The organism is Pseudomonas sp. GW822-FHT03F08, assembly GCF_058801265.1.
Window position 1 is genome coordinate 355522 of sequence record NZ_JBXANC010000004.1, and the last position, 25515, is coordinate 381036.

General features: G+C 61.7%; 25 protein-coding genes and 1 pseudogene. 11 read left to right on the forward strand and 15 right to left on the reverse strand.

Annotation, left to right across the window (positions count from 1 at the left end; genetic code table 11):
- Positions 1-10 precede the first annotated feature (10 nt).
- Together AC1RME_RS12050 and AC1RME_RS12055 are read right to left on the reverse strand one after the other, a co-directional pair.
- The gene (locus AC1RME_RS12050) at positions 11-433 is read right to left on the reverse strand and encodes a phasin family protein (RefSeq protein ID WP_096819932.1); all 423 of its coding nucleotides are present in this window, start codon (positions 431-433) and stop codon (positions 11-13) included.
- A 161-nt stretch (positions 434-594) separates the two neighbouring features.
- Positions 595-870, reverse strand: coding sequence for a polyhydroxyalkanoic acid system family protein (locus AC1RME_RS12055; protein WP_085711042.1), 276 nt, complete (start codon positions 868-870; stop codon positions 595-597).
- A 165-nt stretch (positions 871-1035) separates the two neighbouring features.
- Between AC1RME_RS12055 and ubiE the strand changes: the two genes are divergently transcribed.
- From ubiE to AC1RME_RS12110, 11 genes and pseudogenes are all read left to right on the forward strand, one after another.
- Positions 1036-1806, forward strand: coding sequence for a bifunctional demethylmenaquinone methyltransferase/2-methoxy-6-polyprenyl-1,4-benzoquinol methylase UbiE (gene ubiE, locus AC1RME_RS12060; RefSeq protein ID WP_007952418.1), 771 nt, complete (start codon positions 1036-1038; stop codon positions 1804-1806).
- On the forward strand, positions 1806-2429 hold the full coding sequence (locus AC1RME_RS12065) for a ubiquinone biosynthesis accessory factor UbiJ (RefSeq protein ID WP_007952419.1): 624 nt from the start codon (positions 1806-1808) through the stop codon (positions 2427-2429). The genes ubiE and AC1RME_RS12065 overlap by 1 nt, the downstream gene beginning before the upstream one ends.
- On the forward strand, positions 2426-4030 hold the full coding sequence (gene ubiB / locus AC1RME_RS12070) for a ubiquinone biosynthesis regulatory protein kinase UbiB (RefSeq protein ID WP_493091277.1): 1605 nt from the start codon (positions 2426-2428) through the stop codon (positions 4028-4030). The genes AC1RME_RS12065 and ubiB overlap by 4 nt, the downstream gene beginning before the upstream one ends.
- 80 nt (positions 4031-4110) lie before the next feature.
- Entirely contained in the window at positions 4111-4512 is a 402-nt protein-coding gene (gene hisI / locus AC1RME_RS12075) for a phosphoribosyl-AMP cyclohydrolase (RefSeq protein ID WP_007909357.1), read from the forward strand.
- A complete protein-coding gene (locus AC1RME_RS12080; RefSeq protein WP_007952422.1) occupies positions 4505-4837 on the forward strand; it encodes a phosphoribosyl-ATP diphosphatase in 333 nt (110 codons plus the stop codon). Before hisI ends, AC1RME_RS12080 begins: the two co-directional genes overlap by 8 nt.
- 25 nt (positions 4838-4862) lie before the next feature.
- Entirely contained in the window at positions 4863-5141 is a 279-nt protein-coding gene (locus AC1RME_RS12085) for a twin-arginine translocase TatA/TatE family subunit (protein ID WP_007952423.1), read from the forward strand.
- 10 nt (positions 5142-5151) lie between these two features.
- Positions 5152-5604 (forward strand): Sec-independent protein translocase protein TatB, encoded by a 453-nt coding sequence (gene tatB / locus AC1RME_RS12090; protein WP_096819934.1) that lies wholly within the window; start codon positions 5152-5154, stop codon positions 5602-5604.
- Positions 5601-6389, forward strand: coding sequence for a twin-arginine translocase subunit TatC (gene tatC / locus AC1RME_RS12095; RefSeq protein ID WP_096819935.1), 789 nt, complete (start codon positions 5601-5603; stop codon positions 6387-6389). Before tatB ends, tatC begins: the two co-directional genes overlap by 4 nt.
- Positions 6386-7093, forward strand: a complete 708-nt coding sequence (locus tag AC1RME_RS12100; RefSeq protein WP_085711040.1) for a 16S rRNA (uracil(1498)-N(3))-methyltransferase — start codon at positions 6386-6388, stop codon at positions 7091-7093. The genes tatC and AC1RME_RS12100 overlap by 4 nt, the downstream gene beginning before the upstream one ends.
- A 223-nt stretch (positions 7094-7316) precedes the next feature.
- Positions 7317-8261, forward strand: a pseudogene (locus tag AC1RME_RS12105) (methyl-accepting chemotaxis protein); the annotation flags it as partial.
- Positions 8262-8402: 141 nt separating this feature from the next.
- A complete protein-coding gene (locus AC1RME_RS12110; RefSeq protein ID WP_371858310.1) occupies positions 8403-9116 on the forward strand; it encodes a methyl-accepting chemotaxis protein in 714 nt (237 codons plus the stop codon).
- Positions 9117-9170: 54 nt separating this feature from the next.
- Here AC1RME_RS12110 and AC1RME_RS12115 read toward each other — a convergent pair whose 3' ends face one another.
- From AC1RME_RS12115 to hutH (AC1RME_RS12175), 13 genes are all read right to left on the reverse strand, one after another.
- Entirely contained in the window at positions 9171-9905 is a 735-nt protein-coding gene (locus AC1RME_RS12115) for an amino acid ABC transporter ATP-binding protein (RefSeq protein WP_096819937.1), read from the reverse strand.
- Positions 9898-10857, reverse strand: a complete 960-nt coding sequence (locus tag AC1RME_RS12120) for an amino acid ABC transporter permease (protein ID WP_096819938.1) — start codon at positions 10855-10857, stop codon at positions 9898-9900. The genes AC1RME_RS12115 and AC1RME_RS12120 overlap by 8 nt, the downstream gene beginning before the upstream one ends.
- A gap of 136 nt (positions 10858-10993) precedes the next feature.
- Positions 10994-11791, reverse strand: a complete 798-nt coding sequence (locus AC1RME_RS12125; protein ID WP_085711037.1) for a transporter substrate-binding domain-containing protein — start codon at positions 11789-11791, stop codon at positions 10994-10996.
- Between the two features lie 207 nt (positions 11792-11998).
- Complete coding sequence (gene mdoH / locus AC1RME_RS12130; RefSeq protein ID WP_096819939.1) at positions 11999-14569, reverse strand: glucans biosynthesis glucosyltransferase MdoH; 2571 nt, start codon at positions 14567-14569, stop codon at positions 11999-12001.
- The gene (locus AC1RME_RS12135) at positions 14562-16376 is read right to left on the reverse strand and encodes a glucan biosynthesis protein G (RefSeq protein ID WP_096819956.1); all 1815 of its coding nucleotides are present in this window, start codon (positions 16374-16376) and stop codon (positions 14562-14564) included. The genes mdoH and AC1RME_RS12135 overlap by 8 nt, the downstream gene beginning before the upstream one ends.
- Before the next feature lie 321 nt (positions 16377-16697).
- The gene (gene dtd, locus AC1RME_RS12140) at positions 16698-17135 is read right to left on the reverse strand and encodes a D-aminoacyl-tRNA deacylase (RefSeq protein ID WP_065260939.1); all 438 of its coding nucleotides are present in this window, start codon (positions 17133-17135) and stop codon (positions 16698-16700) included.
- Positions 17132-18103 (reverse strand): prolyl aminopeptidase, encoded by a 972-nt coding sequence (gene pip / locus AC1RME_RS12145; protein ID WP_096819940.1) that lies wholly within the window; start codon positions 18101-18103, stop codon positions 17132-17134. Before pip ends, dtd begins: the two co-directional genes overlap by 4 nt.
- Positions 18104-18207: 104 nt before the next feature.
- Positions 18208-19113: an alpha/beta hydrolase gene (locus tag AC1RME_RS12150; RefSeq protein WP_096819941.1), complete on the reverse strand. Its 906-nt coding sequence runs from the start codon at positions 19111-19113 to the stop codon at positions 18208-18210.
- Entirely contained in the window at positions 19113-20060 is a 948-nt protein-coding gene (locus AC1RME_RS12155) for a choline ABC transporter substrate-binding protein (RefSeq protein WP_096819942.1), read from the reverse strand. The genes AC1RME_RS12150 and AC1RME_RS12155 overlap by 1 nt, the downstream gene beginning before the upstream one ends.
- Positions 20061-20208: 148 nt before the next feature.
- Positions 20209-21009 (reverse strand): N-formylglutamate deformylase, encoded by an 801-nt coding sequence (gene hutG / locus AC1RME_RS12160; RefSeq protein ID WP_096819943.1) that lies wholly within the window; start codon positions 21007-21009, stop codon positions 20209-20211.
- Positions 21010-21019: 10 nt separating this feature from the next.
- On the reverse strand, positions 21020-22225 hold the full coding sequence (gene hutI / locus AC1RME_RS12165) for an imidazolonepropionase (RefSeq protein WP_096819944.1): 1206 nt from the start codon (positions 22223-22225) through the stop codon (positions 21020-21022).
- Positions 22226-22300: 75 nt separating this feature from the next.
- Entirely contained in the window at positions 22301-23833 is a 1533-nt protein-coding gene (hutH, locus tag AC1RME_RS12170) for a histidine ammonia-lyase (RefSeq protein WP_096819945.1), read from the reverse strand.
- Between the two features lie 116 nt (positions 23834-23949).
- Entirely contained in the window at positions 23950-25473 is a 1524-nt protein-coding gene (gene hutH / locus AC1RME_RS12175) for a histidine ammonia-lyase (RefSeq protein ID WP_096819946.1), read from the reverse strand.
- Between the last annotated feature and the right edge of the window lie 42 nt (positions 25474-25515).

A 25515-nucleotide genomic window follows, 5' to 3' on the forward strand; every position in this document is an offset into this window, starting at 1 on the left:
CCCGTTCTCCTTAAGATTTACGCGCGACGCGTTCGAGCAATGCCGTCAGCTCATCGAGCTTAGCAGAGAGTGCCTCAACGTCATGTTTAGACGGAATGCCGATACGATTCAAGGCACTGGCGACACGCGTGTCGAACGCCTTCTCGACCTTGTCGAGCTGAACTTCGACGCGGCCTTTGAAAGAGCTGACTTCGCTCTTGGCTTCGTCGATCTCGGCATTGGCCGCTTCGAGTTTTTCGGTGACGACTTTTTTGCCTTTCTTTTCAACAGTTTGACCAGCCTTGATCAACTCCTGAAAGTACTCGCTGCCCTCCTGACCGACCTTGGTGTAGGCACCCAGGCCTGCCAGCCAGATCTTGCGGGCATAGGATTTGACGTCGCTCAGAGCAGAAGTCGAGGCGTCGATTTTTTTCTTCAAAATAACTTTGGCCATGGTGCACCTCACGCGCAGAAGGTTTGAGGAACTGCCCGGACGTGTGTCGGGCTCAGGCACAAAGTAGGGAGAAAAATTAGAAACGGCACCCTAACAACTGACATAAAAGGCAGGTGCACCACAAAGAAAAAAGGGAGCCCGAAGCTCCCCCTCTGTTCTGTTCAGACCAGCGCCTTGTCCAGCGCCTTCTCGATCTCGGCTTTGATCATGCCGCTCATGGCCGACATCATCAGGCCCAGTTCCACGTCGACCCGGATCGAATCCTCGGCCACATGCACCGCGCCTTTCACGCCCGAACGCTTGAGGTTCAGGGTGTCACCCGCCCACTGCGGCTCGAGGCCATACTGATCGGACAGTTTCTGCGCCAGCTTGTCGGCTTTCTCGCGGGCAACTTCCTTGCCCAGGCTGTGGGCACGCTCAACACTGATATGGGCCATTGAATGACTCCTGCTTTTTGAATGGGGCTATGAATGCCTGCAACGAATCTTGACCGCCACTGCGGCAAATCGTCCCGAAGGTTGCCCATCTTACCTTTAGCCATTCCAAGACAAAGCATGGCTTGGGGATTAGAATGTCGCGCATTCTCTTTTGGTGACAGCGATATGACTGATCAGCGCAAAGGCAGCGATGCCGAACCCACCACTCACTTCGGCTTCAAAAACGTTCCGGAAAGCCAGAAAGCGGAAAAAGTCGCTGAGGTGTTCCACTCCGTAGCCGCCAAGTACGACCTGATGAACGACCTTCTGTCGGGCGGCATGCACCGTCTGTGGAAGCGCTTCGCAATCGAATTGTCGGGCGTGCGCGCAGGCAACCGCGTGCTGGACATCGCCGGCGGCACGGGCGACCTGACCAAGAAATTCTCGCACCTGGTCGGCCCGACCGGTCAGGTGGTTCTCGCGGACATCAACGAATCCATGCTCAAGGTCGGTCGTGACCGCCTGCTGGATGTCGGCGTGTCGGGCAACGTCGAATTCGTTCAGGCGGACGCTGAAAAACTGCCGTTCCCGGACAACCATTTCGACTGCGTGACCATCGCCTTCGGCCTGCGCAACGTGACGCACAAGGAAGACGCTCTGCGCTCCATGCTGCGCGTACTCAAGCCTGGCGGCCGCCTGCTGGTGCTGGAGTTCTCCAAGCCGACCAACGCGCTGATGTCCAAGGCCTACGACGCCTACTCGTTCGCCTTCATGCCGCTGATGGGCAAGCTGATCACCAACGACTCGGAAAGCTATCGCTACCTGGCCGAGTCGATCCGCATGCACCCGAATCAGGAAACCCTGAAGTCGATGATGGTCGACGCCGGTTTCGACCGTGTGACCTATCACAACATGACCGCAGGCATCGTTGCCCTGCACCGCGGCATCAAACCCTGATGCTGCTGACCGGGCTGCTGGCCAGCGTCGAACTCGGCCTGAACCGCGTGCTGCGTCTCGACAGCACGGCGCTGCCGCGACTGGCGCATCTGACCGGCAAAGTGATTGCCGTGGATTGCCGCAGCCCGGCGCTGCAACTGTTCATCCTGCCCAGCGACGAAGGCCTGATGCTGGCGTCCCACTGGGAAACCGGTGTCGACTGCACCTTGCGCGCCCCGGCCTCGAGTCTGGTGAAACTGGCCCTGAGCAAGGACAAGACGGCGGTGCTGCACGCACCGGAAGTCGAACTCGACGGCGACAGCGGCGTGCTGCTGGAACTGGCGGGCGTGCTGCAGGACCTTGAGCTGGACTGGGAGTACGAACTCTCGCGCTGGCTGGGACCGGTCGCCACGCAACTGGTCGGCGGTCACCTGCGCAGCCGCGCCCGCTGGTATCAACAAGGATTTGCCAGCCTCAACCAGAACCTCGCCGAATACCTGGCCGAAGAATCGCGCACCCTCGTCGGGCAACGCGAAGCCGAAGCCCGTTTCAGCGAACTGGACCGGATCAAACTCGATCTGGAACGTCTCGAGGCGCGCTTCGAGCGCCTTTCCCGATCCCTCGACCCAAGCGATAACGCATGAAGCTGCTCGCCGTCCGCCGTCTGTTGCGCATCCAGCGCGTCGTGATCCGCTACCGCCTCGATGACCTGCTGTTCGATCTGCCATTGCCGTGGTTCCTGCTGGCGCTGCGCTACGCCTTGCCGTGGCGCTGGTTCCCGCGCAAGCCGCTGGACCTGAGCCGTGGCGCACGCCTGCGCCTGGCCTTGCAGGACCTGGGGCCGATCTTCATCAAGTTCGGGCAGATCCTCTCGACCCGCCGCGACCTGCTGCCGGAAGACATCGCCGATGAGCTGATGCTGTTGCAGGACCGCGTGCCGCCGTTCGATTCGCAGCTGTCGGTCAAGCTGATCGAAGAACAGCTAGGCAAGAAGATCAGCGAAGTGTTCAGCCGCTTCGACGTCGAGCCACTGGCCTCGGCCTCGGTCGCGCAGGTGCATGCCGCGCAGTTGAAGACCGGCGAAGAGGTGGTGGTCAAGGTGATCCGCCCGGGCCTGAAGCCGATCATCGCGCAGGATCTGGCGTGGCTGTTCATCCTCGCCCGCGCGGCCGAAAAGGTCTCCGCCGACGCCCGTCTGCTGCACCCGGTGGAAGTGGTCAGCGACTACGAAAAGACTATCTACGACGAACTCGACCTGTTGCGCGAGGCGGCCAACGCCAGCCAGTTGAAGCGCAACTTCGAAGGCTCGCCGCTGCTCTACGTACCGCAAGTCTATTGGGACTGGTGCCGGCCGAAAGTGCTGGTGATGGAGCGTATCTACGGGATTCAGGTGACGGACCTGACAACCCTCGCCGACCAGCGCACCGACATGAAAATGCTTGCCGAGCGTGGCGTGGAGATCTTCTTCACCCAGGTGTTCCGCGACAGTTTCTTCCACGCTGACATGCACCCGGGCAACATCTTCGTCAGCACCGTCAACCCGTGGAGCCCGCAATACATTGCGATCGACTGCGGCATCGTCGGCAGCCTGACCCCGGAAGACCAGGATTATCTGGCGCGCAACCTGTTCGCCTTCTTCAAGCGCGACTACCGCCGCGTGGCGCAATTGCACATCGATTCGGGCTGGGTGCCGGCGGAAACCAAGCTCAACGAATTCGAAGCGGCGATCCGTACCGTGTGCGAGCCAATCTTCGAAAAACCGTTAAAAGATATTTCATTTGGCCAGGTGCTGATGCGCCTGTTCCAGACCGCACGCCGCTTCAACATGGAAGTGCAGCCACAGCTCGTATTGCTGCAAAAGACCTTGCTGAACATCGAAGGTCTGGGCCGCCAGCTGTACCCGGACCTGGATCTGTGGAACACCGCGCAGCCGTTCCTCGAACGCTGGATGCGCGAGCGCGTCAGCCCGAAAGCCTTGATCGGCAACGTCCAGAGCCAGTTCGAACAACTGCCGCACTTGGCCAACATGGCCCGTGACCTGCTCGAGCGCATGTCTCAGCCCCACGCCAACGATCCACCGCCGCCATGGCACAAACGCAAGGACGACTGGTTCCTGCGCCTGCTCGGCAGTGCCCATCTGGCGGGCGGCACGATCCTCGCCGCCGGCGGCCCGTTGCACGAACTGGGGCATTGGCCCGCCGGAATCATGGTGGCAGTCGGCTTGTATCTGGTCGTTCGCCGATAGCCAGTTCCGCGATCGGCTGGCACACTGTTTCAACGCCTGTACCCGACTATTGAAGTGTGGGTTCGCTGTCGGAGTCGAAGATGAAAAACTGGCTGGACGAGATCAAGTGGGACGCCGATGGCCTGGTGCCGGCGATTGCCCAGGATCACAAGACCGGACGCGTGCTGATGATGGCCTGGATGAACCGCGAAGCCCTGGAGCTGACCGCCGCGGAAAACCGTGCAATCTACTGGTCACGTTCCCGTGGCAAGCTGTGGCGCAAGGGCGAAGAGTCCGGCCATGTGCAGACCCTGCATGAAATGCGTCTGGACTGCGACGCCGACGTGATCATCCTGATGGTCGAACAGATTGGCGACATCGCTTGCCATACCGGCCGTCAGAGCTGCTTCTACCGCGTCTTCGAAAACGGCGACTGGAAAACGGTCGACCCGGTCTTGAAAGACCCGCACGCTATTTATTCCGCAGGACACAAACATGAGTGACACCCTGACCCGCCTCGCTCAGGTGCTTGAAGAGCGCAAGGGCGCTGCTGCCGACAGCTCGTATGTGGCCAGTCTGTATCACAAGGGCTTGAACAAGATTCTGGAAAAAGTCGGCGAAGAATCGGTCGAAACGATCATTGCCGCCAAGGACGCCGCCGTCAGTGGCGACTGCAGCGACGTGATCTACGAGACCGCCGACCTGTGGTTTCACAGCATGGTCATGCTCGCCCAACTGGGGCAGCATCCGCAGGCTGTACTCGACGAGCTGGATCGTCGCTTCGGTCTGTCCGGACACGTCGAGAAAGCCTCGCGTCCGTCCGCCTGAACAACTATTAGAGAGGAACAGCAACATGGGCATTTTTGACTGGAAACACTGGATCGTCATTCTGGTTGTCGTGGTGCTGGTGTTCGGCACCAAGAAACTGAAAAACCTCGGCACCGACGTCGGCGAGTCGATCAAGGGCTTTCGCAAAGCCATGAACGACGACGAAAAACCGGCCGATCCGACCGTCACGCCTGCGCAACCGGTGCCACCGGTTCAGCCGCAAGCCACCGCTCAGGCCAACCCGCCGCACACCATCGACGTGCAGGCGCAAAAAGTCGAAGAGCCGATCCGCAAAGACGTGTGAGCACTGACTAATGTTTGGTATCAGCTTCTCTGAACTGCTGCTCGTCGGCCTCGTTGCCCTGCTGGTGTTGGGCCCCGAGCGTTTGCCGGGCGCTGCGCGCACCGCGGGCCTGTGGGTCGGGCGGCTGAAGCGCAGCTTCAACGCGATCAAACAGGAAGTTGAACGTGAAATCGGTGCCGACGAAATCCGTCGGCAACTGCACAACGAACACATTCTGTCGCTGGAGCAAGAGGCGCGGAAGATTTTCACGCCTCCGGCTCAGCAGGAGCCGACACCGGTGCCGCCGGTTGCAGAGCAAACGCCAGTGGCTCCCGTTGCGGAACAACCGGCAAGCGTCGAGCACGTTTCTGCCGCCGTCGCTGAAGCTGCGCCGATCATGAAGCCGATTGAACCTGTTGCTCCAGCCGCCGCGCCAGCCACACCAGCGCCCCAAGACACCACTTTGCCGCCGCGAGCCCCATGAGCGATCTCCCCGAAAACGACCAGCACATGCCGCTGGTTTCGCACCTCACCGAGTTGCGCACCCGCCTGCTGCGTTGCGTCGCGGCGATCTTCATCATCTTCGCCGGGCTGTTCGCCTTCACCCAGCAGATCTACACCTTCGTCTCGACGCCGCTGCGCAGTTACTTGCCGGCCGGCGCGACGATGATCGCCACCGACGTGTCGTCGCCGTTCCTGACGCCGCTGAAGCTGACGATGATGGTGTCGCTGTTCCTCGCGATCCCGGTGATCCTGCATCAGATCTGGGGCTTCATCGCGCCGGGCCTGTACAAGCACGAGAAACGTGTCGCGGTGCCGTTGCTGATTTCCAGCATCCTGCTGTTCTACACCGGTATGGCATTCGCCTATTACTTCGTGTTCCCGCTGATCTTCAAGTTCTTCGCCTCGGCCACCCCGGCCGGCGTGGAAATGATGACCGACATCACCAGTTACCTCGATTTCGTCATGACGCTGTTCTTTGCCTTCGGCGTGGCGTTCGAAATCCCGGTGGCCGTGGTGCTGCTGGTGTGGATCGGCGTGGTCGACGTCAAATACCTGAAGAAGATCCGCCCGTACGTGATCATCGGCTGCTTCGTGGTCGGCATGATCCTGACCCCGCCGGACATCTTCTCCCAGACCCTGCTGGCCGTGCCGATGTGGATGCTGTTCGAAGTCGGCATCCTGTTCGGCAGCCTGGTCAGCAAGCGCGAACGCCCGGAAGAAACCGCCGACGACCACAACGACCAGCCGCCAGCGACGCAGCCATGAACCTGCTGTTGCTCGAAGAGGCCGATTTCATTGCGGCCGACCGCGTCGTGCTGCGTGATCGGCGCCTGACTCACATGCAGGAAGTCCACCGCTCGGAAGTCGGCGACAGCCTGCGGGTCGGGCGCATCAACGGGTTGATGGGCTCTGCCGAACTGCTGCGTCTGGAAGCGGGCGAAGCCGAACTGCGGGTCACCCTCGATCAGCCACCGCCGGCCAAGCTGCCGCTGACCCTGGTACTCGCCCTGCCACGCCCGAAGATGCTGCGTCGGGTGTTCCAGACCGTGGCGACCATGGGTGTATCGAAGGTGATTCTGGTCAACAGCTATCGCGTCGAAAAGAGCTTCTGGCAGACGCCGTTTCTGGAGCCGGAAGCGATTCGCGAGAATCTGATCCTCGGCCTCGAACAGGCCCGCGATACCGTGCTGCCGGAGATCATCATCGAGAAGCGCTTCAAGCCGTTTGTCGAAGATCGTCTGCCGGCCATCACCGACGGCACCCTCGGCCTGGTCGGCCATCCGGGCAACTTCCCGCCCTGCCCGCGCGCCCTGAGCGAACCGGTGACCCTGGCCATCGGCCCCGAGGGTGGCTGGATTCCCTACGAGATCGACCTGCTGGGCAAATCCGGCCTGCAACCGGTGCAACTCGGCGATCGCATCCTGCGCGTCGAAACCGCCGTCACTGCCCTGCTCGCCCGCCTGTTCTGAACCGCTCTGGCGCCATTCGGCGCCAGACAAATTGCGTTACAGATTGCCATCATCCAGCCGATACAGTCTCCATAAGTCCAATTAGTGGTCCGAGGGGAGTCGTCGCATGTACCGTTGGTTAGCCGAGAATCTTGGAAACGTCAGCGTCAAACGCAAGCTGGGCATCGGTTTCGGCCTGGTGCTGCTGCTGACCCTGTTGATCACCTTCACCGGCTGGACCGGCATGAGCGGCATCATCAGCCGCGGTGACAAACTCGGTTTCATCTCGAGCCTCAACGAGCTGACCAAGGACCTGCGCCTGGCGCGTCTGGACTACGAAATGCGCCGTGGCGAACAAGGCCCGGGCACAGTCAATGACCTGCTCGGCAAACTCGACAGCGGCCTGCAAACCGCTCGCAGCCTGATCGAACAGCCAGCCGACGCGGCGATGGTCGATCAGCAACTGGCCGCCGTTGCCGAATACAAACGCGCCTTCGCCGACATGACCCAGGCCACCGCCCTGCGCGAAGACGCCCGCAGCAAACTCGGCGCCACCGCCGACAATGCCGTGGCCAAGGTTGCCGAAGTCGAGAAATCCATGCTGCAAGGCGACAGCGTTGCCCAGTTCAACGCGGTGATCGACCTCAGCAAGCTGATCCAGCAGGCCCGCTTCCAGGTGCGCGGCTACACCTACAGCGCCAAGGCCGAGGCCGAACAACCGGCCCTCGACGCCATCGACAACGCCCTGAAAAACCTCGAGACCCTGCCGGCCAAACTGCCGGAACAGCACATCGCCAACCTGCAACAGGCTACCGAGTCGCTGAAAGCCTATCGCGCCGCTGTCAGCCAGTTCCGTGATTCGCAGGTTGCCAGCGCCAAGGCGCTGGCCCGCATGTCGGCCCAGGGCGACCTGTTGATGGACATCAGCAAGAAGCTCACCGACTCCCAGACCATCGTGCGTGATACCGATGCCGCCAGCGCCAAGAACCAGTTGCTGATCGCCACCTTGCTGGCCGTGGCCTTCGGCCTGCTCGCCGCCTGGGCGATCACCCGGCAGATCATCATCCCGCTGGAGCAGACCCTGAAAGTCGCCGAGCGCGTGGCCGCCGGTGACCTGACCCACAACCTGATCTCCCAGCGCCGCGACGAACTCGGCCAACTGCAGCGTTCGATGCAGAGCATGACTCAGGGCCTGCGCGACTTGATCGGCGGGATCAGTGACGGCGTCACTCAGATCGCCAGCGCCGCCGAAGAACTGTCGGCCGTGACCGAGCAGACCAGTGCCGGCGTGAACAATCAGAAAGTCGAGACCGATCAGGTCGCCACCGCCATGAACGAAATGGCTGCCACCGTGCAGGAAGTCGCGCGCAACGCCGAGGAAGCTTCAGAAGCGGCCGTCGCCGCTGACCAACAGGCCCGCGAAGGCGACAAAGTGGTCGGCGAAGCCATCGCCCAGATCGAACGCCTGGCCACTGAAGTCGGTCACTCCACCGAGGCCATGGGCGAACTCAAGCGCGAAAGCGACAAGATCGGCAGCGTCCTCGACGTGATCAAGTCCGTGGCCCAGCAAACCAACCTGCTGGCCCTCAACGCTGCCATCGAAGCGGCCCGCGCCGGTGAAGCCGGACGTGGTTTCGCGGTGGTCGCCGACGAAGTGCGCAGCCTCGCGCAACGCACCCAGAAGTCCACCGAAGAAATCGAAGAGCTGATCGTCGGCCTGCAGAACGGCACCCAGCAAGTGGCGACGATCATGGACAACAGCCGCACGCTGACCCAGAGCAGCGTGGAACTGACCCGTCGTGCCGGTGGCTCGCTGGAAAACATCACGCGCACCGTGTCGGCGATTCAGGCGATGAACCAGCAAATCGCAGCGGCGGCCGAGCAGCAGAGTGCCGTGGCCGAAGAGATCAACCGTAGCGTGCTGAACGTGCGGGATGTATCGGACCAGACGTCGGCGGCGAGTGAAGAGACGGCGGCCTCCAGCGTCGAGCTGGCGCGCCTGGGTACTCACCTGCAAACGCTGGTGGGACGCTTCAAGGTTTAAACCGCGCAAACAAAAAAATCGCAGCCAATGGCTGCGATTTTTTTTGCCCCGCGCTTAGAGAACCTGGCGCAGGAAAGCCTGGGCCCGCGGATCCTTCGGCGCATCGAAGAACGCCGCCGGCGAGGCGTCTTCCAGCAGTTTGCCGTGATCGAAGAACAGCACCCGATCCGCCACTTCCCGGGCAAAGCCCATTTCGTGGGTCACGCAGACCATGGTCATGCCTTCCACGGCCAGGTTTTTCATCACATCCAGCACTTCACCGACCATCTCCGGGTCGAGGGCCGAGGTCGGCTCGTCGAACAGCATGACTTTCGGGTCCATCGCCAGTGCCCGGGCAATCGCCACGCGCTGCTGCTGACCGCCGGACAGGCGCGAAGGATATTCGCGGGCCTTCTGTGCAATCCCGACCTTCTCCAGCAACGCCAAAGCCTTCGCCTCGCTTTCCTTCTGGCCGCGCTTGCGCACGACTTTCTGCGCCAGGCACAGGTTTTCCAGCACGGTCATGTGCGGGAACAGGTTGAAGTGCTGGAACACCATGCCGACTTCGCGGCGGTAGGCGTTGACGTCGGTTTTCGGGTCGGCCAGTTGCAGGCCGTCGATGCTCACCGAGCCGGAATCGAATGCCTCCAGACCATTGAGGCAACGCAGGAAGGTCGACTTGCCGGAGCCGGACGGACCGATCACCACCAGCACCTCGCCCTTGGCGACGGAAGTGGTGACGTTATCCACAGCCCGGACCACTTGCCCACGGGTGTCGAAGACTTTTACCAGATCGCGGACTTCAATCACTTTGCGCGAGCCTCCGCTCAAGCCGGCTGGCGATTTTCGACAGCGGCAGGTTGATCAACAGGTACAGGCCGGCAACGCAGAACAGGATTTCGAACGGCGAAAACGAGGTGGTGATCACTTCGCGACCGCTTTTCAGCAGCTCGGTGATGGCGATCACCGACACCAGCGAAGTGTCCTTCACCAGACTGATGAACTGCCCGGCCAGCGGTGGCAGCACGCGCTTGAAGGCTTGCGGCAACACCACATGACGCATCGACTGGCCAGCGCTCAGACCCAGCGAACGGGCGGCTTCGTTCTGGCCACGGGCAATCGACTGCACGCCGGAACGGATGATTTCCGCCACGTAGGCGCCGGTGAACAGCGACAGCGCGGCGATCCCGGCGAACTCCCGGGACAGGTTCATCACCGTGCCGATGAAGAAGTAGAAAATGAAGATCTGCACCAGCAGCGGCGTGCCGCGCACCAGTTCGACATAGATCGTCGACAGGTCGCGCAGGGTCGGGTTGCTCGACAGCCGGCACAGCCCGGTCGCCAGACCGATCAGCAGCCCCAGCACGCCGGACACCACCGACAGCCAAAGCGTCGTCCACAGGCCCCACAGCAGCGGCCCCGCCGCCCAATGTCGGGTAACACCCACGACGTCGCCTTCAGCCACATCGTCGCCCTGGGCGAATTGCAGGCTGTTTTCGTCAACGGTCAGGTGCTGCTCGTCACCGGCATCGTTGCGCAGGGTGACTTGCGCGCTGCCGCCCTTGCGCACCAGTTCGCTGACGGTGGAAATGTCGGTGGCGCGCTGGGTTTCCTCGGCCTGATAGGCGAAGTACTGCGGCACGCGGTTCCAGCGCCATTCGTAGGACATCAGCGACGTGGCGTAATACAGCGCGCCAGCCAGGCCGATCAGCACCAGCACGGTCAGCACGTGCCAGGGCCATTGGGCTTTTTTCTGTTTCATGGGTTTAGCGAAATCCGAAAGTTGTGTCGCCGGGGAGGCCGCTATCGCGAGCAGGCCCGCTCCCACAGGGAAGCGCATTCCAATGTGGGAGCCAGCCTGCTGGCGATGGGCGCGACGCGGTCAGTCTGACCAGCGCTTATTCCATGTCCTTGAGCCACTCGGTGCTCTTGAACCACTTGTCATGGATGCGATCGTAGGTGCCGTCTTCGTGGATCTGGTGCAGGAAGTTGTTGATGAAGTTGATGCTGTCGTAATCACCCTTCTTCAGGCCGAAGGCCAGCGGCTCGTAAGTGAACGGCTTGTCGAGGAACACCAGTTTGCCGGCACCGACCTTGTTCACCGCGACCACGTTGTACGGCGCGTCGTAGATGAAGGCGTCGGCCTTGCCGTTGACCACGTCGAGCACGGCTTCCTGCTCGTTGTCGTAGCCGTGGTACTTGGCCTTGGCGATCAGCTTCTTGGCGACCATTTCACCGGTGGTACCGAGCTTGGAGGTGATGCGGTAGTCGGCGGTGTTCAGGTCTTTATAGGACTTGATGGTGCCTTCCAGCTCCTTGCGGATCAGCAGGGTCTGGCCGACCACGATGAACGGTTCGCTGAAGTTCAGGCGCAGGTTGCGCTCCTGGGTCAGGGTCATGCCGCTGCCGATCATGTCGAACTTGTCGGTCATCAGCGCCGGGATGATGCCGTCGTAACCGGTCGAAACCAGCTCCAGCTTGACGCCCATGGCCTTGGACATGGCTTTGAGGATGTCGACTTCGAAACCGATGATCTCGCCGCGCTTGTTGGTCATTTCGAACGGCATGTAGGTCGGGTCCATGCCGACTTTCAAGGTGCCGCGCTTGACCGCGTCATCGATTGCGCCGGCCTGCGCCGCATTGACTGCAACCAGTGCCGTGACGCCGACCAGCAGCATCGACAGATACTTCTTCATCTTCAAGTCCCCAAAACCATTGCGTTTGCGGCGCGAAAACCGACAGAGGTGGACAAGATTGTCCGGGTGCGCCAATTCGGGGACGGATGCTAACGCACTCGATTTTTTGCACAAGGTTTAATGGACGATTTGTTTAACAATCAAGGGCCGGGCCGAGGGGCTCCTTTATCGAGAACAAAAAAAACCCCGCTTTCGCGGGGTTCTTCATCAGGCCGGTTGCGCCTGCAAGCTCACAGGCTTGAGCGGCAGCAACGGCGCATGGGGGTCGGCTTTCACCGAGGCCCGCCAGGCGTCCAGCCACTCGGCGTGCCCTTCGGCCCACACTTGCTCGTGCAGACGGGCCAGGGCGACCGGGTCGCTCAGCAGTTGCAGGCGATCATGGTTGTTCAGCCCGGCCGGGCCCACCTTGATCGCGTGACGCACACGTTCCTGACGCAGCCACTCGATCGGCTCGGCCTCACCGTGACGCGAGGTCGCCAGCGAGCACGCCAGGGCGTTCTGCTGCGGATCGACCACGGCGCGGACGAAGCCGTCGTTCAGCGCATGCCAGCGGTTTTCGTGGGTGTACTGATCAGTGGCCAGCAACGCCTGTGGCGGATTGTATTCCTCGGGGATGAGGAACAGGCTCTCGTCGCGGGACTTCAGGCCCAGACCCACGCGGCTGGAAATCACCGACACCGGAATCGACAGCATCAGCGAACCGACGATCGGCACCAGCCACCACAGGAAGCTCGGGTTCAGCCAGATCACCAGCAGTGCCCAGAAGAAGCCCAGCAGAGTCTGCGGGCCGTGGCGCTTGACCGCTTCGCTCCATGGCGTGGAGTCGTCGTCACGCTGTGGCGAGTTCCAGGTCGCGGCCCAGCCGAGGAACGCGGCGAGGACGAAACGGGTGTGGAAAATCATCCGCACCGGCGCCAGCAGCATGGAGAACAGCATCTCCAGCAGCATCGACAGGGTCACCTTGAACTTGCCGCCGAACTCTTTCGCGCCTTTGGCCCAGATCAGGATGATGCTCAACAGCTTCGGCAGGAACAGCAGCACGATGGTCGTCGAGAACAGCGCGACCGCTTTATCCGGATGCCATTGCGGCCACAGCGGATAGAGCTGGCGTGGCTCCATGAAATACTGCGGTTCCATCAGCGTGTTGACCGCCAGCAGCGCGGTGGACAGCACCAGGAAGAAGAACCACAACGGCGCCGACAGGTAAGACATCACGCCGGTCAGGAACACCGCACGGTGCACCGGGTGCATGCCTTTTACCAGGAACAGGCGGAAGTTCATCAGGTTGCCGTGGCACCAGCGACGGTCACGCTTGAGTTCGTCGAGCAGGTTCGGCGGCAGTTCTTCGTAGCTGCCCGGCAGATCGTAGGCAATCCACACGCCCCAGCCGGCACGGCGCATCAGCGCAGCTTCAACAAAGTCGTGAGAGAGGATCGCACCGGAGAACGCACCTTTGCCCGGCAACGGCGCCAGGGCGCAGTGGTCGATGAACGGCTTCATGCGGATGATCGCGTTGTGACCCCAGTAGTGGGATTCACCCAGCTGCCAGAAGTGCAGGCCGGCGGTGAACAGCGGACCGTAAACGCGAGTGGCGAACTGCTGCATGCGTGCATACAGCGTGTCCATGCCCGAAGCACGCGGCGCGGTCTGGATGATACCGGCGTCCGGAGTGGCCTCCATCAGGCGCACCAGACTGGTCAGGCACTCGCCGCTCATCACCGAGTCGGCGTCGAGCACGACCATGTACTTGTAGTCACCACCCCAGCGACGGCAGAAGTCGTCGAGGTTGCCGCTCTTGCGTTTGACGCGACGGCGACGACGGCGATAGAAGATCTTGCCGAAGCCCTTGGCTTCACGGCAGACGTCCAGCCAGGCCTGCTGTTCGGCAACGCAGATATCGGTGTCGTTACTGTCACTGAGCACAAAGAAGTCGAAGCGATCCAGGTCACCCGTGGCCGCCACCGACTCGAACGTCGCACGCAGACCGGCGAACACCCGAGGCACGTCTTCGTTGCAGATCGGCATCACCAGTGCGGTGCGCGCGTCTTTCGGAATCGGCTCGTTGCCAGCACTTTTACCGGAGATCCGGTATTTATCGTGACCGGTGAGCAATTCGAGGAAGCCCATCAGCGCGGTCCAGAAACCGGCCGATACCCAGCAGAACAGGATCCCGAACATGATCAGGATGCTGGTCTGCAGCGCATACGGCAGCACTTGCGTGGCGGTTTGCAGCAGCGGTTGATGCAGGACTTCTTCCAGATCGACGAACGACCAGCCCTGGTACGGCATGATGCCTTTCATGTACCAGCCGGCGACGATGGTCTGACCGAGCATCAGGATCAGCAGAATGTAGCGACGGATCGAACCGACGGTGCGCCAGCGCGCAGCAGGCAGCACATTTTCGTCTTTCGGCGGTTGCGGCGGATTGGTCCGGCCGGTCAGGCGGCGCCAGCCACGCACCAGGATATTGGTGCGCCACGGCTCCGGCACGACCTTGGTCCGACGAATCGGTGGCGTGGCCTTGAGACGGACTCGACCGCTGGCGTCCACGCCCAGCATTTCCGCGTCTTCCAGCTCTTCGGCGGTGCTCAGGGTCAGGCGCTTGCCCACCGAAGCCTGGGCGGCTTCGGTCGGCGCGTCGAACGTCGAGGACGACAGGCGTTCATGCAATTCGCTGAAGGACTGGCAGCCCGCGAGTTCCGCGCGCTGCTCGTCGGTCATCGGCAGATGCGCCAGGTACTCGGACAGAGTCTCTGGCTGTACTTGAGAGTTACTCATCGGCAGGCAACTGATAGCTCCAGGTCTCGGTCAGGACTTCTTCAGTCGGTGCCGATTCCGGTGTGGCTGGGGCCGCGTCCGCAGCGGCTGGCTGCTTGGCGTCTTTGTTGGCCTTGTCCTTGGCGTCTGTCGCTGGCTTGGCGTCGGCCTGTTTGGCTTCGGCGGCCTTGGCTTCCTTGTCGGCTTTCTCCTGTTGCTTGGCGGCGACCTTGTCGGCCTTGGCAACCGAGGAGTTGGAAGCCGGCAGCGAGGTCTTGGCCAGATCGGCCGGGACGATGTTCTGCACCAGTGCGGCACGCATCTCGGTCGACTTGCTCGCGTCCTTGATCTTCATCCGCAGGGTCAGGCGCCAGCCCTTGGTTTCAGGGTTGTAGCGCACGCTGTTCTCGACCAGTTCGGCGTTGTCGCCGACGCTGACCTGGCTGCGAACGTCCGCATCCGGGGCCAGGGCCGACAGCGACGGGCCTTCGAAGTCGACCAGGTAGGCCACGCTGCCATCCGGCTGACGGATCAGGTTCGATTGCTTGACGTCACCGGTCGAACGCAGGGTCTGCTTGACCCAGGCGCTGTCCGGCGCGTGAATCGCCGCTTCGTCCATGGTCCAGTGCATGCGGTAGGCGAAGTCCAGCGGCTGGCCTGGCTCCGGCAGTTTTTCCGGATTCCAGAACGCAACGATGTTGTCGTTGGTTTCGTCGGCGGTCGGGATCTCGACCAGATCGACGGTGCCTTTGCCCCAGTCGCCCTTCGGCTCGATCCAGGCGCTTGGACGCTTGTCGTAGCGGTCGTCGAGGTCTTCGTAGTGACTGAAGTCACGGCCACGTTGCAGCAGACCGAAACCACGCGGGTTTTCGACGCTGAACTGGCTGACTGCCAGATGTTTAGGGTTGTTCAGTGGGCGCCAGATCCACTCGCCGTTGCCGGCATGGATCGACAGACCGCTGGAGTCGTGCAGTTCACGACGGTAGTTGAGCACTTTCGACGGCTGGTTGGCGCCGAACAGGAACATGCTGGTCAGCGGCGCGACGCCGAGCTTGCCAACCTTGTCACGCAAGTACATCTGGCCTTTGACGTCGACGATGGTGTCGCTGCCAGGACGCAGGATCAGACGGTAGGCGCCGGTGGCGCGCGGCGAATCGAGCAGGGCGAAGATCACCAGGTGCTTGTCGCCCGGCTTCGGCTGCTGAATCCAGAACTCGCGAAAACGCGGGAATTCTTCGCCGGACGGCAGAGCGGTATCGATCGCCAGGCCACGGGCCGACAGACCGTAGGTGTGACCCTTGCCGACGACGCGGAAGTAGCTCGCGCCCAGCATGGTCATGATTTCGTCTTGCTTGTCAGCCTTGTTGATCGGGTACAGCACACGGAAACCGGCATAGCCCAGTTGTTCGGTGGCCTTTGGATCGAACTGCAGATCGCCGAAATCGAAACGGCTCGGATCGTATTTGATCTCTTCGACGGTGTTCGCGGTGATTTCGTTGATTTTCACCGGCGTATCGAAGTGCATGCCCTGATGATAGAAGGACAGCTTGAACGGGGTCTTCTGGTCGGCCCATTCGGCTTTTTCGGTGCGGAAACGAATCTTCTGGTAGTCCGCGAATTTCATGTCACGGAATTCGTTCGGCAGGTTGCTGCGCGGGGCTTCGAATTTCTGCCCGGCCAGTTCTTTAGCCTTGGCCGACACATCGTCAAGATTGAATGCCCAAAGCTGGCCGGCGCTGAGCAGGCACAGTAGTGCCGAGCCCGCTACCAGAGCGCTGCGCAAGCGTTTGGCAGACAATTTTGCTGCATTACAGGGACTAACAATCACGAGCAACCCTCGCCGAAAACAGATCAATAAACCAACGGCCAGATGAAGTGCCTGTGAGGTTTTCGGTACAAAAATACCGGCCTTGCAGGGCACCCTTGCCAAGTTGGCGAGCATTGTTCCGACTCCGCTGGGTCAAAATGATTCCCCAATCGGATCCGGACAAGTCTCTACCTAAGTCAAAATGGACCAACGAACGCTGATCCCCGTAGCGCGCGATTATCTAGTAGCCCGCGTGACAACGCATCAGGGGTAACAAAGTATTTATCGCGAAAATTCCCTGTTTTCAGTCGAAAAGCCCTTAAAAAGTTGTTTCAAGCACTTTCATGTCTGTAACAGGAAGGTTACCGGGCCATCGTTGACCAGGTGCACCTGCATATCCGCGCCGAATCTACCTGATGCCACAGTGCCATGCATCTGTTTCGCTTTGCTTAATAGATAGTCGAACAATTCCTCGCCCAGCGCCGGAGGGGCGGCGGTCGAGAAACTCGGGCGCAACCCGCTTTTGGTGTCGGCAGCCAGGGTGAACTGAGAGACCAGCAGCAACCCGCCGCCCACATCCGCCAAAGACAGGTTCATCTTGCCCTCGGCGTCACTGAATACTCGATAGTTAAGCAGCTTATGCAGAAGTTTGTCGGCGCTGGCCTGCGTGTCGTCGGGTTCGACCGCCACCAGCACCAGCAATCCCTGATCGACGCTGCCGACCACCTCACCCGCCACTTCGACCCGCGCGCCTTTCACGCGCTGCAAAAGACCCTTCATGCTTCTTCGGGCGGCAGGTCGAGCAGGCGCCGGGCCATGTTGCTGGCGGCACGTACCAGCGCATCGGTGATGCCCGGTTCGGACGCGGCATGACCGGCGTCGCGGATCACCTGCAGCTCGCTGTTCGGCCAGGCCTGATGCAGTTCCCAGGCATTGTCGAGCGGGCAGATCACGTCGTAGCGGCCGTGGATGATCACACCCGGCAGGTGGGCGATCTTGCCCATGTCGCGAATCAACTGGTTCGGCTCAAGAAAAGCGTTGTTGGTGAAGTAGTGGCATTCGATCCGCGCAATCGACAAGGCGCGCTGCGGCTCGGAGAAACGGTCGACCACCAGCGGGTTCGGCCGCAGGGTCGCGGTGCGCCCTTCCCAGGTCGACCAGGCTTTGGCCGCGTGCATCTGGGCGATCTGGTCGTTGCCGGTCAGGCGTTTGTGGAACGCGCTGAGCAGGTCATCACGCTCGTCCAGCGGGATCGGCGCGATGTAGTCCTGCCAGTAATCGGGGAACAGACGGCTGGCACCGGCCTGGTAGAACCATTCGATTTCCTGCGGGCGGCAGAGAAAGATCCCACGCAGGATCAGACCATGCACGCGCTCCGGGTGGGTCTGCGCATAAGCCAGCGCCAGGGTCGAACCCCAGGAGCCGCCGAACAGCACCCATTTCTCGATGCCCAGGTGTTTGCGAATGCGCTCGAGGTCTTCGACCAGATCCCAGGTGGTGTTGTTTTCCAGACTGGCGTGCGGGGTGGAGCGACCGCAACCGCGCTGGTCGAAGGTGACAATGCGATACAGGTTAGGATCGAAGTAGCGACGGCTCTGGGCATCGCACCCGGCACCGGGACCACCGTGAATGAACACCACCGGCAAACCTTCCGGTGAACCGCTTTCGTCGACGTACAGCGTATGGGTGTCGTCGACGGCCAGATCGTGCCGTGCGTGAGGTTTGATCTGCGGAAACAATGTCTGCATTGCGTGCTCCGTAAGGGGTCGAGGTCATCCCTGGGGGGACTTCTATTATTCTGCCGTCCGGCATCATAAACCCGATTTACGTCAATGAGCATGCCCGTGCACTGTCACAATTTGTCAGCCATGAACCCCAGCAGGCTTTCGTAGAGACGATCGACTTCGGCGACCTGATGCCGCGCCCGCAGACAGCCATGCACCAGCCCTTCACCGTAATACAACGCGGCCTCGCCCCCGGCGGCGGCGAGTCGTTCGGCGTAGCGCACCCCGTCGTCGCGCAACGGATCGAACTGCGCCACGGCGATCCAGGCCGGGGGCAATCGGCTGACGTCATCGGCGAGCAACGGCATGGCCCAGGCATTCGGTTGCGTCGAGCCACGCAGGTACAACGCGTGATAACAGTCGACATCGCTGCTGGTCAGTAGTGGCGCATCGGCGCATTCGCTGCGTGACGGCAGATGTTCGTCGCCGCCCAGTCCGGGATAGATCAGCACCTGAGCGCCGGGCAGAGGCTCGCCGGTATCGCGCAAGGCCAGGCACAACGCGGCGGCGAGATTGCCACCGGCGCTGTCGCCGGCCACCAGCATCCGCTCGCGGTCGAAGCCGAACGATCCGTCGCGCAGGGCACGCCAGACATTCAGGCAATCGTCGAATCCGGCGGGAAACGGATGCTCCGGCGCCAGCCGGTAATCCACCGCCACCACCATTGCCCCGAGCGCCACGGCCAGTTCGCAGCAGATGAAGTCGTGGGAATCCAGCCCGCCAACCACCCAGCCACCGCCGTGCAGGTACACCACACAGGGCGGTAACGCCAGGGGTGGGCGATAGGCACGGACCGACACCGCGCCCAATCGAAAGTCCTCTACCTCAAGCCCTGCCGGTCGCGGTGGAGTGAACGCCCGGCACATCTCGTCATAGCCCCGGCGCAATCCAGCAAGGCTGCTGTCATCGCTGGCGAAGCTTTCGGTCCTGGCGACAAACGCCGCCATCGCCGGCGACAGTGGATAAGTACCCATCAGTTTTTCAGACTGGCCTGAACCGTGGCCACGCCATCCTTGCCGTCGAAACTGCTGACACCCGCCAGCCAGCGCTGCAAATCTTCCGGGTGCTCACGCAGCCAGTTCTTCGCCACTTCCTGGGGTGTCTTGCGTTCCATGATCGGCACCATCAACTGGCTTTCCTGAGCGGCGGTGAAGGTCAGGTTCTCCAGCAGTCGATGGACGTTGGGGCAGCGCTCGGCGTAGTCCGGCGAGGTGACGGTGGAAACGGTGGCGGCGCCTTCGTTCGGGCCGTAGACATCGTCGCTGCCGGTCAGGTAGGTGATTTTCATGTTGATGTTCATCGGGTGCGGGGTCCAGCCGACGAACACCACGAATTCCTTGCGGTTCACCGCCCGCTGCACGGCGGCGAGCATGCCGGCCTCACCGGATTCGATGATCTTGAAATCCTTCAGACCGAAATGGTTGGTTTCGATCATGGTCTTGATCGTGGTGTTGGCGCCGCTGCCGGGCTCAATGCCGTAGATCTTGGCGCCGAGCTGATCCTTGAACTTCGCGATGTCACCAAAGGTTTTCAGCCCCGCCGCCGCGACATAGTCCGGCACTGCCAGCGTCGCCTGAGCGTCGGCCAGGCTTGGCTTGTCCATCACTTTGACTTGATTGGCAGCGATGAACGGCGCGATGTTCTTGTCCATCGCCGGTTTCCAGTAGCCGAGGAAGATATCCAGACGCTTGTCGCGGATGCCGGCAAAGATGATTTGCTGCACGGCGCTGGTTTGTTTGCTTTCGTAACCAAGGCCGTTGAGCAGCACGTCGGCCATGCCGCTGGTGGCGATCACGTCGGTCCAGTTGACCACGCCCATGCGCACGGTTTTGCAGGAAGCATCGTCGGAAGCCATGGCGCCGGCGCTGAGCAGCGCACTGCCGGTGAGGATTAACGCACAACGAGTGAACAGTTTTTTCATGTGGGATCGTCTCGTGCGGCAGCGGGTTATTGTTCGGATCGGTGTCTTCTTGCACCGTGGCCGAAACATTACGCAGCAGGCGAGACGGAAAAGCGACCTGTGGCGACCGGGATTTGCACGGTGGCGACAGGCGCTCTCCAAAACAGACTCAGTTGTAGTGCTTTTCGCCCCAGGCGAGCAGCCCTTGCAGCAACTCCTTGAGCACCACCCGCGTCGGCTCCGCCAGGTCGGCGCGGTAGCGGAACGGTTCGAACTCTTCCATATAGGTGCACTGACCCAGTTCCAGTTGCACGGCGTGGATGTTCTCGGCCGGGTTGCCGTAGTGACGGGTAATGTGACCGCCCTTGAAGCGTCCGTTCAGCACATGGCTGTAATCGCCGTGGCGTGCGCAGATCGCTTCCAGTTGCGTGGCCAACTGCGGATCGCAGCTGGCGCCGTTGAAGGTGCCGAGGTTGAAGTCCGGCAGCTTGCCGTCGAACAGGTGCGGGATCACCGAACGGATCGAGTGCGCATCGAACAACAGTACGTAACCGAACTCGGCCTTCAGCCGCGCCAGCTCCTCCTGCAAGGTGCGGTGGTACGGCGTCCAGATCTGTTCCAGGTACGACGCGCGTTCTTCTTTCGACGGTTCCTTGCCTTCCTTGAACAACGGAATGCCATCGAACAGCGTCGCCGGGTACAGCCCGGTGGTGGCGCCCGCGTACAACGGTTTGTCGTCGGACGGCCGGTTCAAGTCGATGACGAACCGCGAGTACTCGGCCGCCAGCGTGCTGGCGCCCAGCTCGGCGGCAAAATCGTAGAGCTGCGGAATATGCCAGTCGGTGTCCGGCAGGCTTTTCGCGTCCGGGATCAATCCGGCCTCGACCACCGGGGTCAGGCGCACACCCGCGTGGGGCATGCTGATCAGCAGCGGCACGCGACCTTGTTTGAAGTTCAGAACCTTATCCACAACCGTTCTCCTACAGACTTGATTCAACGCCGTGACGCACGACGCGTTTGTCCAGTTCACCACCGAGCCAGTACGCCAGATCCGCCGGCCGGTCGATGTGCCAGGCGACGAAATCCGCCACCTTGCCGACTTCCAGCGAACCGTGGGTATCGGCCATGCCCAAGGCTTGCGCCGCATGAATCGTGGCGCCGGCCAGGGCTTCTTCCGGTGTCATGCGGAAACAGGTGCAGGCCATGTTCAGCATCAGCCGCAACGACAGCGCCGGCGAGGTGCCGGGGTTGAGGTCGCTGGCAATGGCGATTTTCACTTTGTGTTTGCGCAGGGCTTCCATCGGCGGCAATTGGGTTTCACGCAGGAAGTAGAACGCACCCGGCAACAACACCGCGACGGTGTCGGATTCGGCCATGGCGATGGCGTCTGCTTCATCCATGAACTCCAGATGATCGGCAGACAATGCGTGATAACGCGCAGCCAGGCTGGAGCCGTGCAGCGACGACAGTTGTTCGGCGTGCAACTTCACCGGCAGGCCGAGTTTTTGCGCGACGATGAACACCCGCTCGACTTGCTCCGGGGAGAACGCCAGGTATTCGCAGAACGCATCCACCGCATCCACCAGGCCTTCGGCAGCCAGCGCTGGAAGCATTTCGGTGCAGATGTGATCGATGTAATCGTCAGCGCGATCCTTGTATTCCGGTGGCAACGCGTGAGCCGCCAGACAGGTGCTGCGCACGCTGATCGGCAATTCGTCGGCAAGGCGGCGGATGACCCGCAGGATCTTGCGCTCGCTGGCCAGGTCGAGGCCGTAGCCGGATTTCATTTCGACCGTGGTCACGCCGTCGCGCATCAGGCTTTTCAGGCGTTTGGCGGCGCTGGCGAACAGTTCATCTTCCGACGCTTCGCGCGTGGCGCGCACGGTGCTGGCGATGCCGCCGCCGGCCGCTGCGATCTCGGCGTAGCTGACGCCTTGCAGGCGTTTCTCGAACTCACCGCTGCGGTTGCCGCCGAACACGGTGTGGGTGTGGCAGTCGATCAGGCCGGGGGTGACCCACGCGCCTTGCAGATCGTTGACCGCCGGGTATTCGCCCGACGGCAATTGAGTGCGCGGTCCGATCCACTCGATGTGTGCACCGGACGTCACGATGGCCGCATCCTCGATGATCGAGTAGACGCCTTGCGCCATGGTTGCGACGTGGCAGTGTTGCCAGAGGGTTTTCATCCCAGGTCCTCGTCTTGCGATCGTTCCCACGTCGAGGCGTCGAACCGTCTGCGTGGGAACGATCAGTGGATAGGGTTAAAGGCTCGGCAGCAGTTTCGCCGGAACCAGTTCAGTCAGAATGCGCGAAGCCAGCAGCTCGGTCGCCGCATTGATGTCCGGCGCAAAGAAGCGGTCCTTCTCGTAGAACGGTACTTCGCGACGCAGAATCGCCCGGGCCTTTTCCAGTTTGGTCGAGGTCTTCAGGCCGTTGCGCAGGTCCAGACCTTGCGCCGCCGCCAGCCATTCCACCGCGAGAATCCCGCGGGTGTTTTCGGCCATTTCCCACAGGCGCTTGCCGGCAGCCGGAGCCATCGACACGTGGTCTTCCTGGTTGGCGGAGGTTGGCAGGCTGTCCACCGAATGCGGATGTGCCAGTGCCTTGTTCTCGCTGGCCAGTGCGGCAGCCGTCACCTGGGCAATCATGAAACCGGAGTTCACGCCGCCATTGGCCACCAGGAACGGCGGCAGTTGCGACATGTGCTTGTCCATCATCAGCGAGATGCGACGTTCGCTCAGCGAACCGATTTCGGCGATGGCCAATGCCATGTTGTCAGCGGCCATGGCCACTGGCTCGGCGTGGAAGTTACCGCCGGAAATCACGTCGCCTTCAGCCGCGAATACCAATGGGTTGTCGGATACGGCGTTGGCTTCGATCACCAGCACCTCGGCAGCCTGACGGAACTGAGTCAGGCACGCACCCATGACTTGCGGCTGGCAACGCAGCGAGTACGGGTCCTGGACCTTTTCGCAGTTCTGGTGCGAGTCGGAGACTTCACTGCGCTCGCCCAGCAGATCGCGGTAAGCAGCGGCGGTGTCAATCTGGCCTTTCTGGCCACGGGCGGCGTGGATACGGGCGTCGAACGGCGAACGCGAGCCCAATACCGCTTCAACTGTAAGACCACCCAGCGCCAGTGCACCGGCAAACAGGTCTTCACCTTCGAACAGACCGCGCAAAGCGAATGCGGTAGAAACCTGAGTGCCGTTGAGCAGCGCCAGACCTTCTTTCGCCGCCAGTGTCAGCGGGGTCAGACCGGCAACTTTCAGCGCTTCGGTCGCTTCCATCCACTCGCCCTTGTAGCGCGCCTTGCCTTCGCCCAGCAGTACCAGCGACATGTGCGCCAGCGGTGCCAGGTCGCCGGACGCACCGACCGAACCTTTCAACGGAATGTGCGGGTAAACCTCGGCATTGATCAGGGCGATCAGCGCATCGATCACCACGCGGCGGATGCCAGAGAAACCACGGCTCAGGCTGTTGACCTTGAGCACCATGATCAAACGCACCAGCTCATCGCTGATCGGCTGACCAACGCCAGCGGCATGGGACAGCACCAGAGAGCGCTGGAGGTTTTCCAGGTCTTCGCTGGCGATGCGGGTCGAGGCCAGCAGGCCGAAACCGGTGTTGATGCCGTAGGCAGTGCGGTTCTCGGCGAGGATCTGCTCGACGCAGGCGACGCTGGCTTCGATCTGCGCCGAGGCGCTGTTGTCGAGGGTCAGCTTGACCGGGTTCTGGTAGACGTCACGCAGTTGGGCCAGGCTCAGTTGGCCGGGGATCAGGTTCAGCGCAGTCATCTTGTGCTCCTTTTGAGAGTTTCTTGTTAACTAACCAGACGCTCCGGAGATGTCCGTTGTCCGTCGCTTCTCGCCTTTTGGGGAGCCGCGCCTTGGCACGCTGGCATGGGTATTCGTCAGTGCAAATTCGGTAGTACGTTGTGCAGCAAATCCGAGTCCTTCAACACGCTCGCGGCAGCGGCGATATCCGGCGCCAGCCAGCGGTCCTGATCGTAGGCCGGGACTTTCTCGCGCAGCAGTCGCCACGCCACATCGGTGCCGGCGCCGAAGCGTTGTACCTTGAGAAATTCAAAGGCCTGAGCCGCCAACAGGTACTCGATGGCGAGGATCTGCGTGCAGTTTTCCAGTGCGCGATGCAGCTTCAGCGCGGCGTTGGTGCCCATGCTCAAGTGGTCTTCCTGCAGGCCCGAAGTGACGTAGTTGTCGAGCACCGCCGGTTGTGCCAACTGGCGGTTTTCCGCGCACAGCGACGCAGCGACGTATTGCACGATCATCATCCCGGAGTTCACTCCCGGATTGGCCACCAGGAAGGCCGGCAGACCGCTGACGTGCGGGTTGATCAGACGATCCAGACGCCGCTCGGCAATCGAGCCGATTTCGGCCATCGCGATGGCCAGCAAGTCCGCCGCCAGCGCGACCGATTGACCGTGCGGGTTGGCCTGGGACATTACCCGGAAGTTGTCCGGCGTACCCAGCAGCAACGGGTTGTCGGTGCAGCCGTTGAGCTCGGTTTCGATCTGTTTGATCGCGTGTTCCAGTTGATCGCGCGCGGCGCCGTGCACCTGCGGGATCGAACGGATGCTCAGCGCATCCTGGGTGCGAATGCCTTTGCTTGTCGCAATCACTTCGCTGCCATCGAGCAGCGCACGCAGATTGACGCCGACCTGCTGCATGCCCGGGTGCGGTTTGAGCGCGATGATCTCGGCGTCGAACGCGGCGATCTGGCCGCGCTGCGCTTCGAAACTCATGGCACCGACCACGTCCGCCCATTGCACCAGACGCGTGGCATCGGCGATGGCCAGGCAACTGAGACCGGTCATGCACGGCGTGCCATTGACCAGGCACAAACCGTCCTTCGCGCCGAGTTGCACCGGTTGCAGGCCTTCTTCGGCCAGCGCTTGCTGCGCAGAGACAACCTGCCCGCGATAGCTGACATTGCCGACACCCAGCAGCGCGATACCGATGTGCGCCATGTGGGTCAGGTAACCCACCGAACCCTGGGACGGCACTTGCGGGGTGATGCCGCGATTGAGCAGCGCCAGCAGCGCTTCGACCACCTGACGATGAATCCCGGATTTGCCGTGGCCGTAATTGCGGATCGCGGCGCACATGATTGCGCGGGTCTGCTCGTCGGCCAGCACCGGGCCGACGCCGCAGGCATGGCTGAGCAAGGTGTTGCGCGACAACTGGCTGAGTTGTTCGCCTTGCAGCGAGACATTGGACAAACCGCCCAGCCCGGTATTGACGCCATAAGCACGTTCGCCGCTGGCAACGATGCGCTGGACGATGCCCTGAGCATTTTCGATGCGCGCCCAGGTCTGGGCCGACAGCTCGAGCTGCGCGCCGTGACGGGCTACCGCGACCACATCCTGCCAACGCATCGGGGCGTCGGCGATAACGATTTTTTCAGCCTGGGACATCTAAAACCTCTTTAACCTGATCGTCACGGAATGCATTCCCAC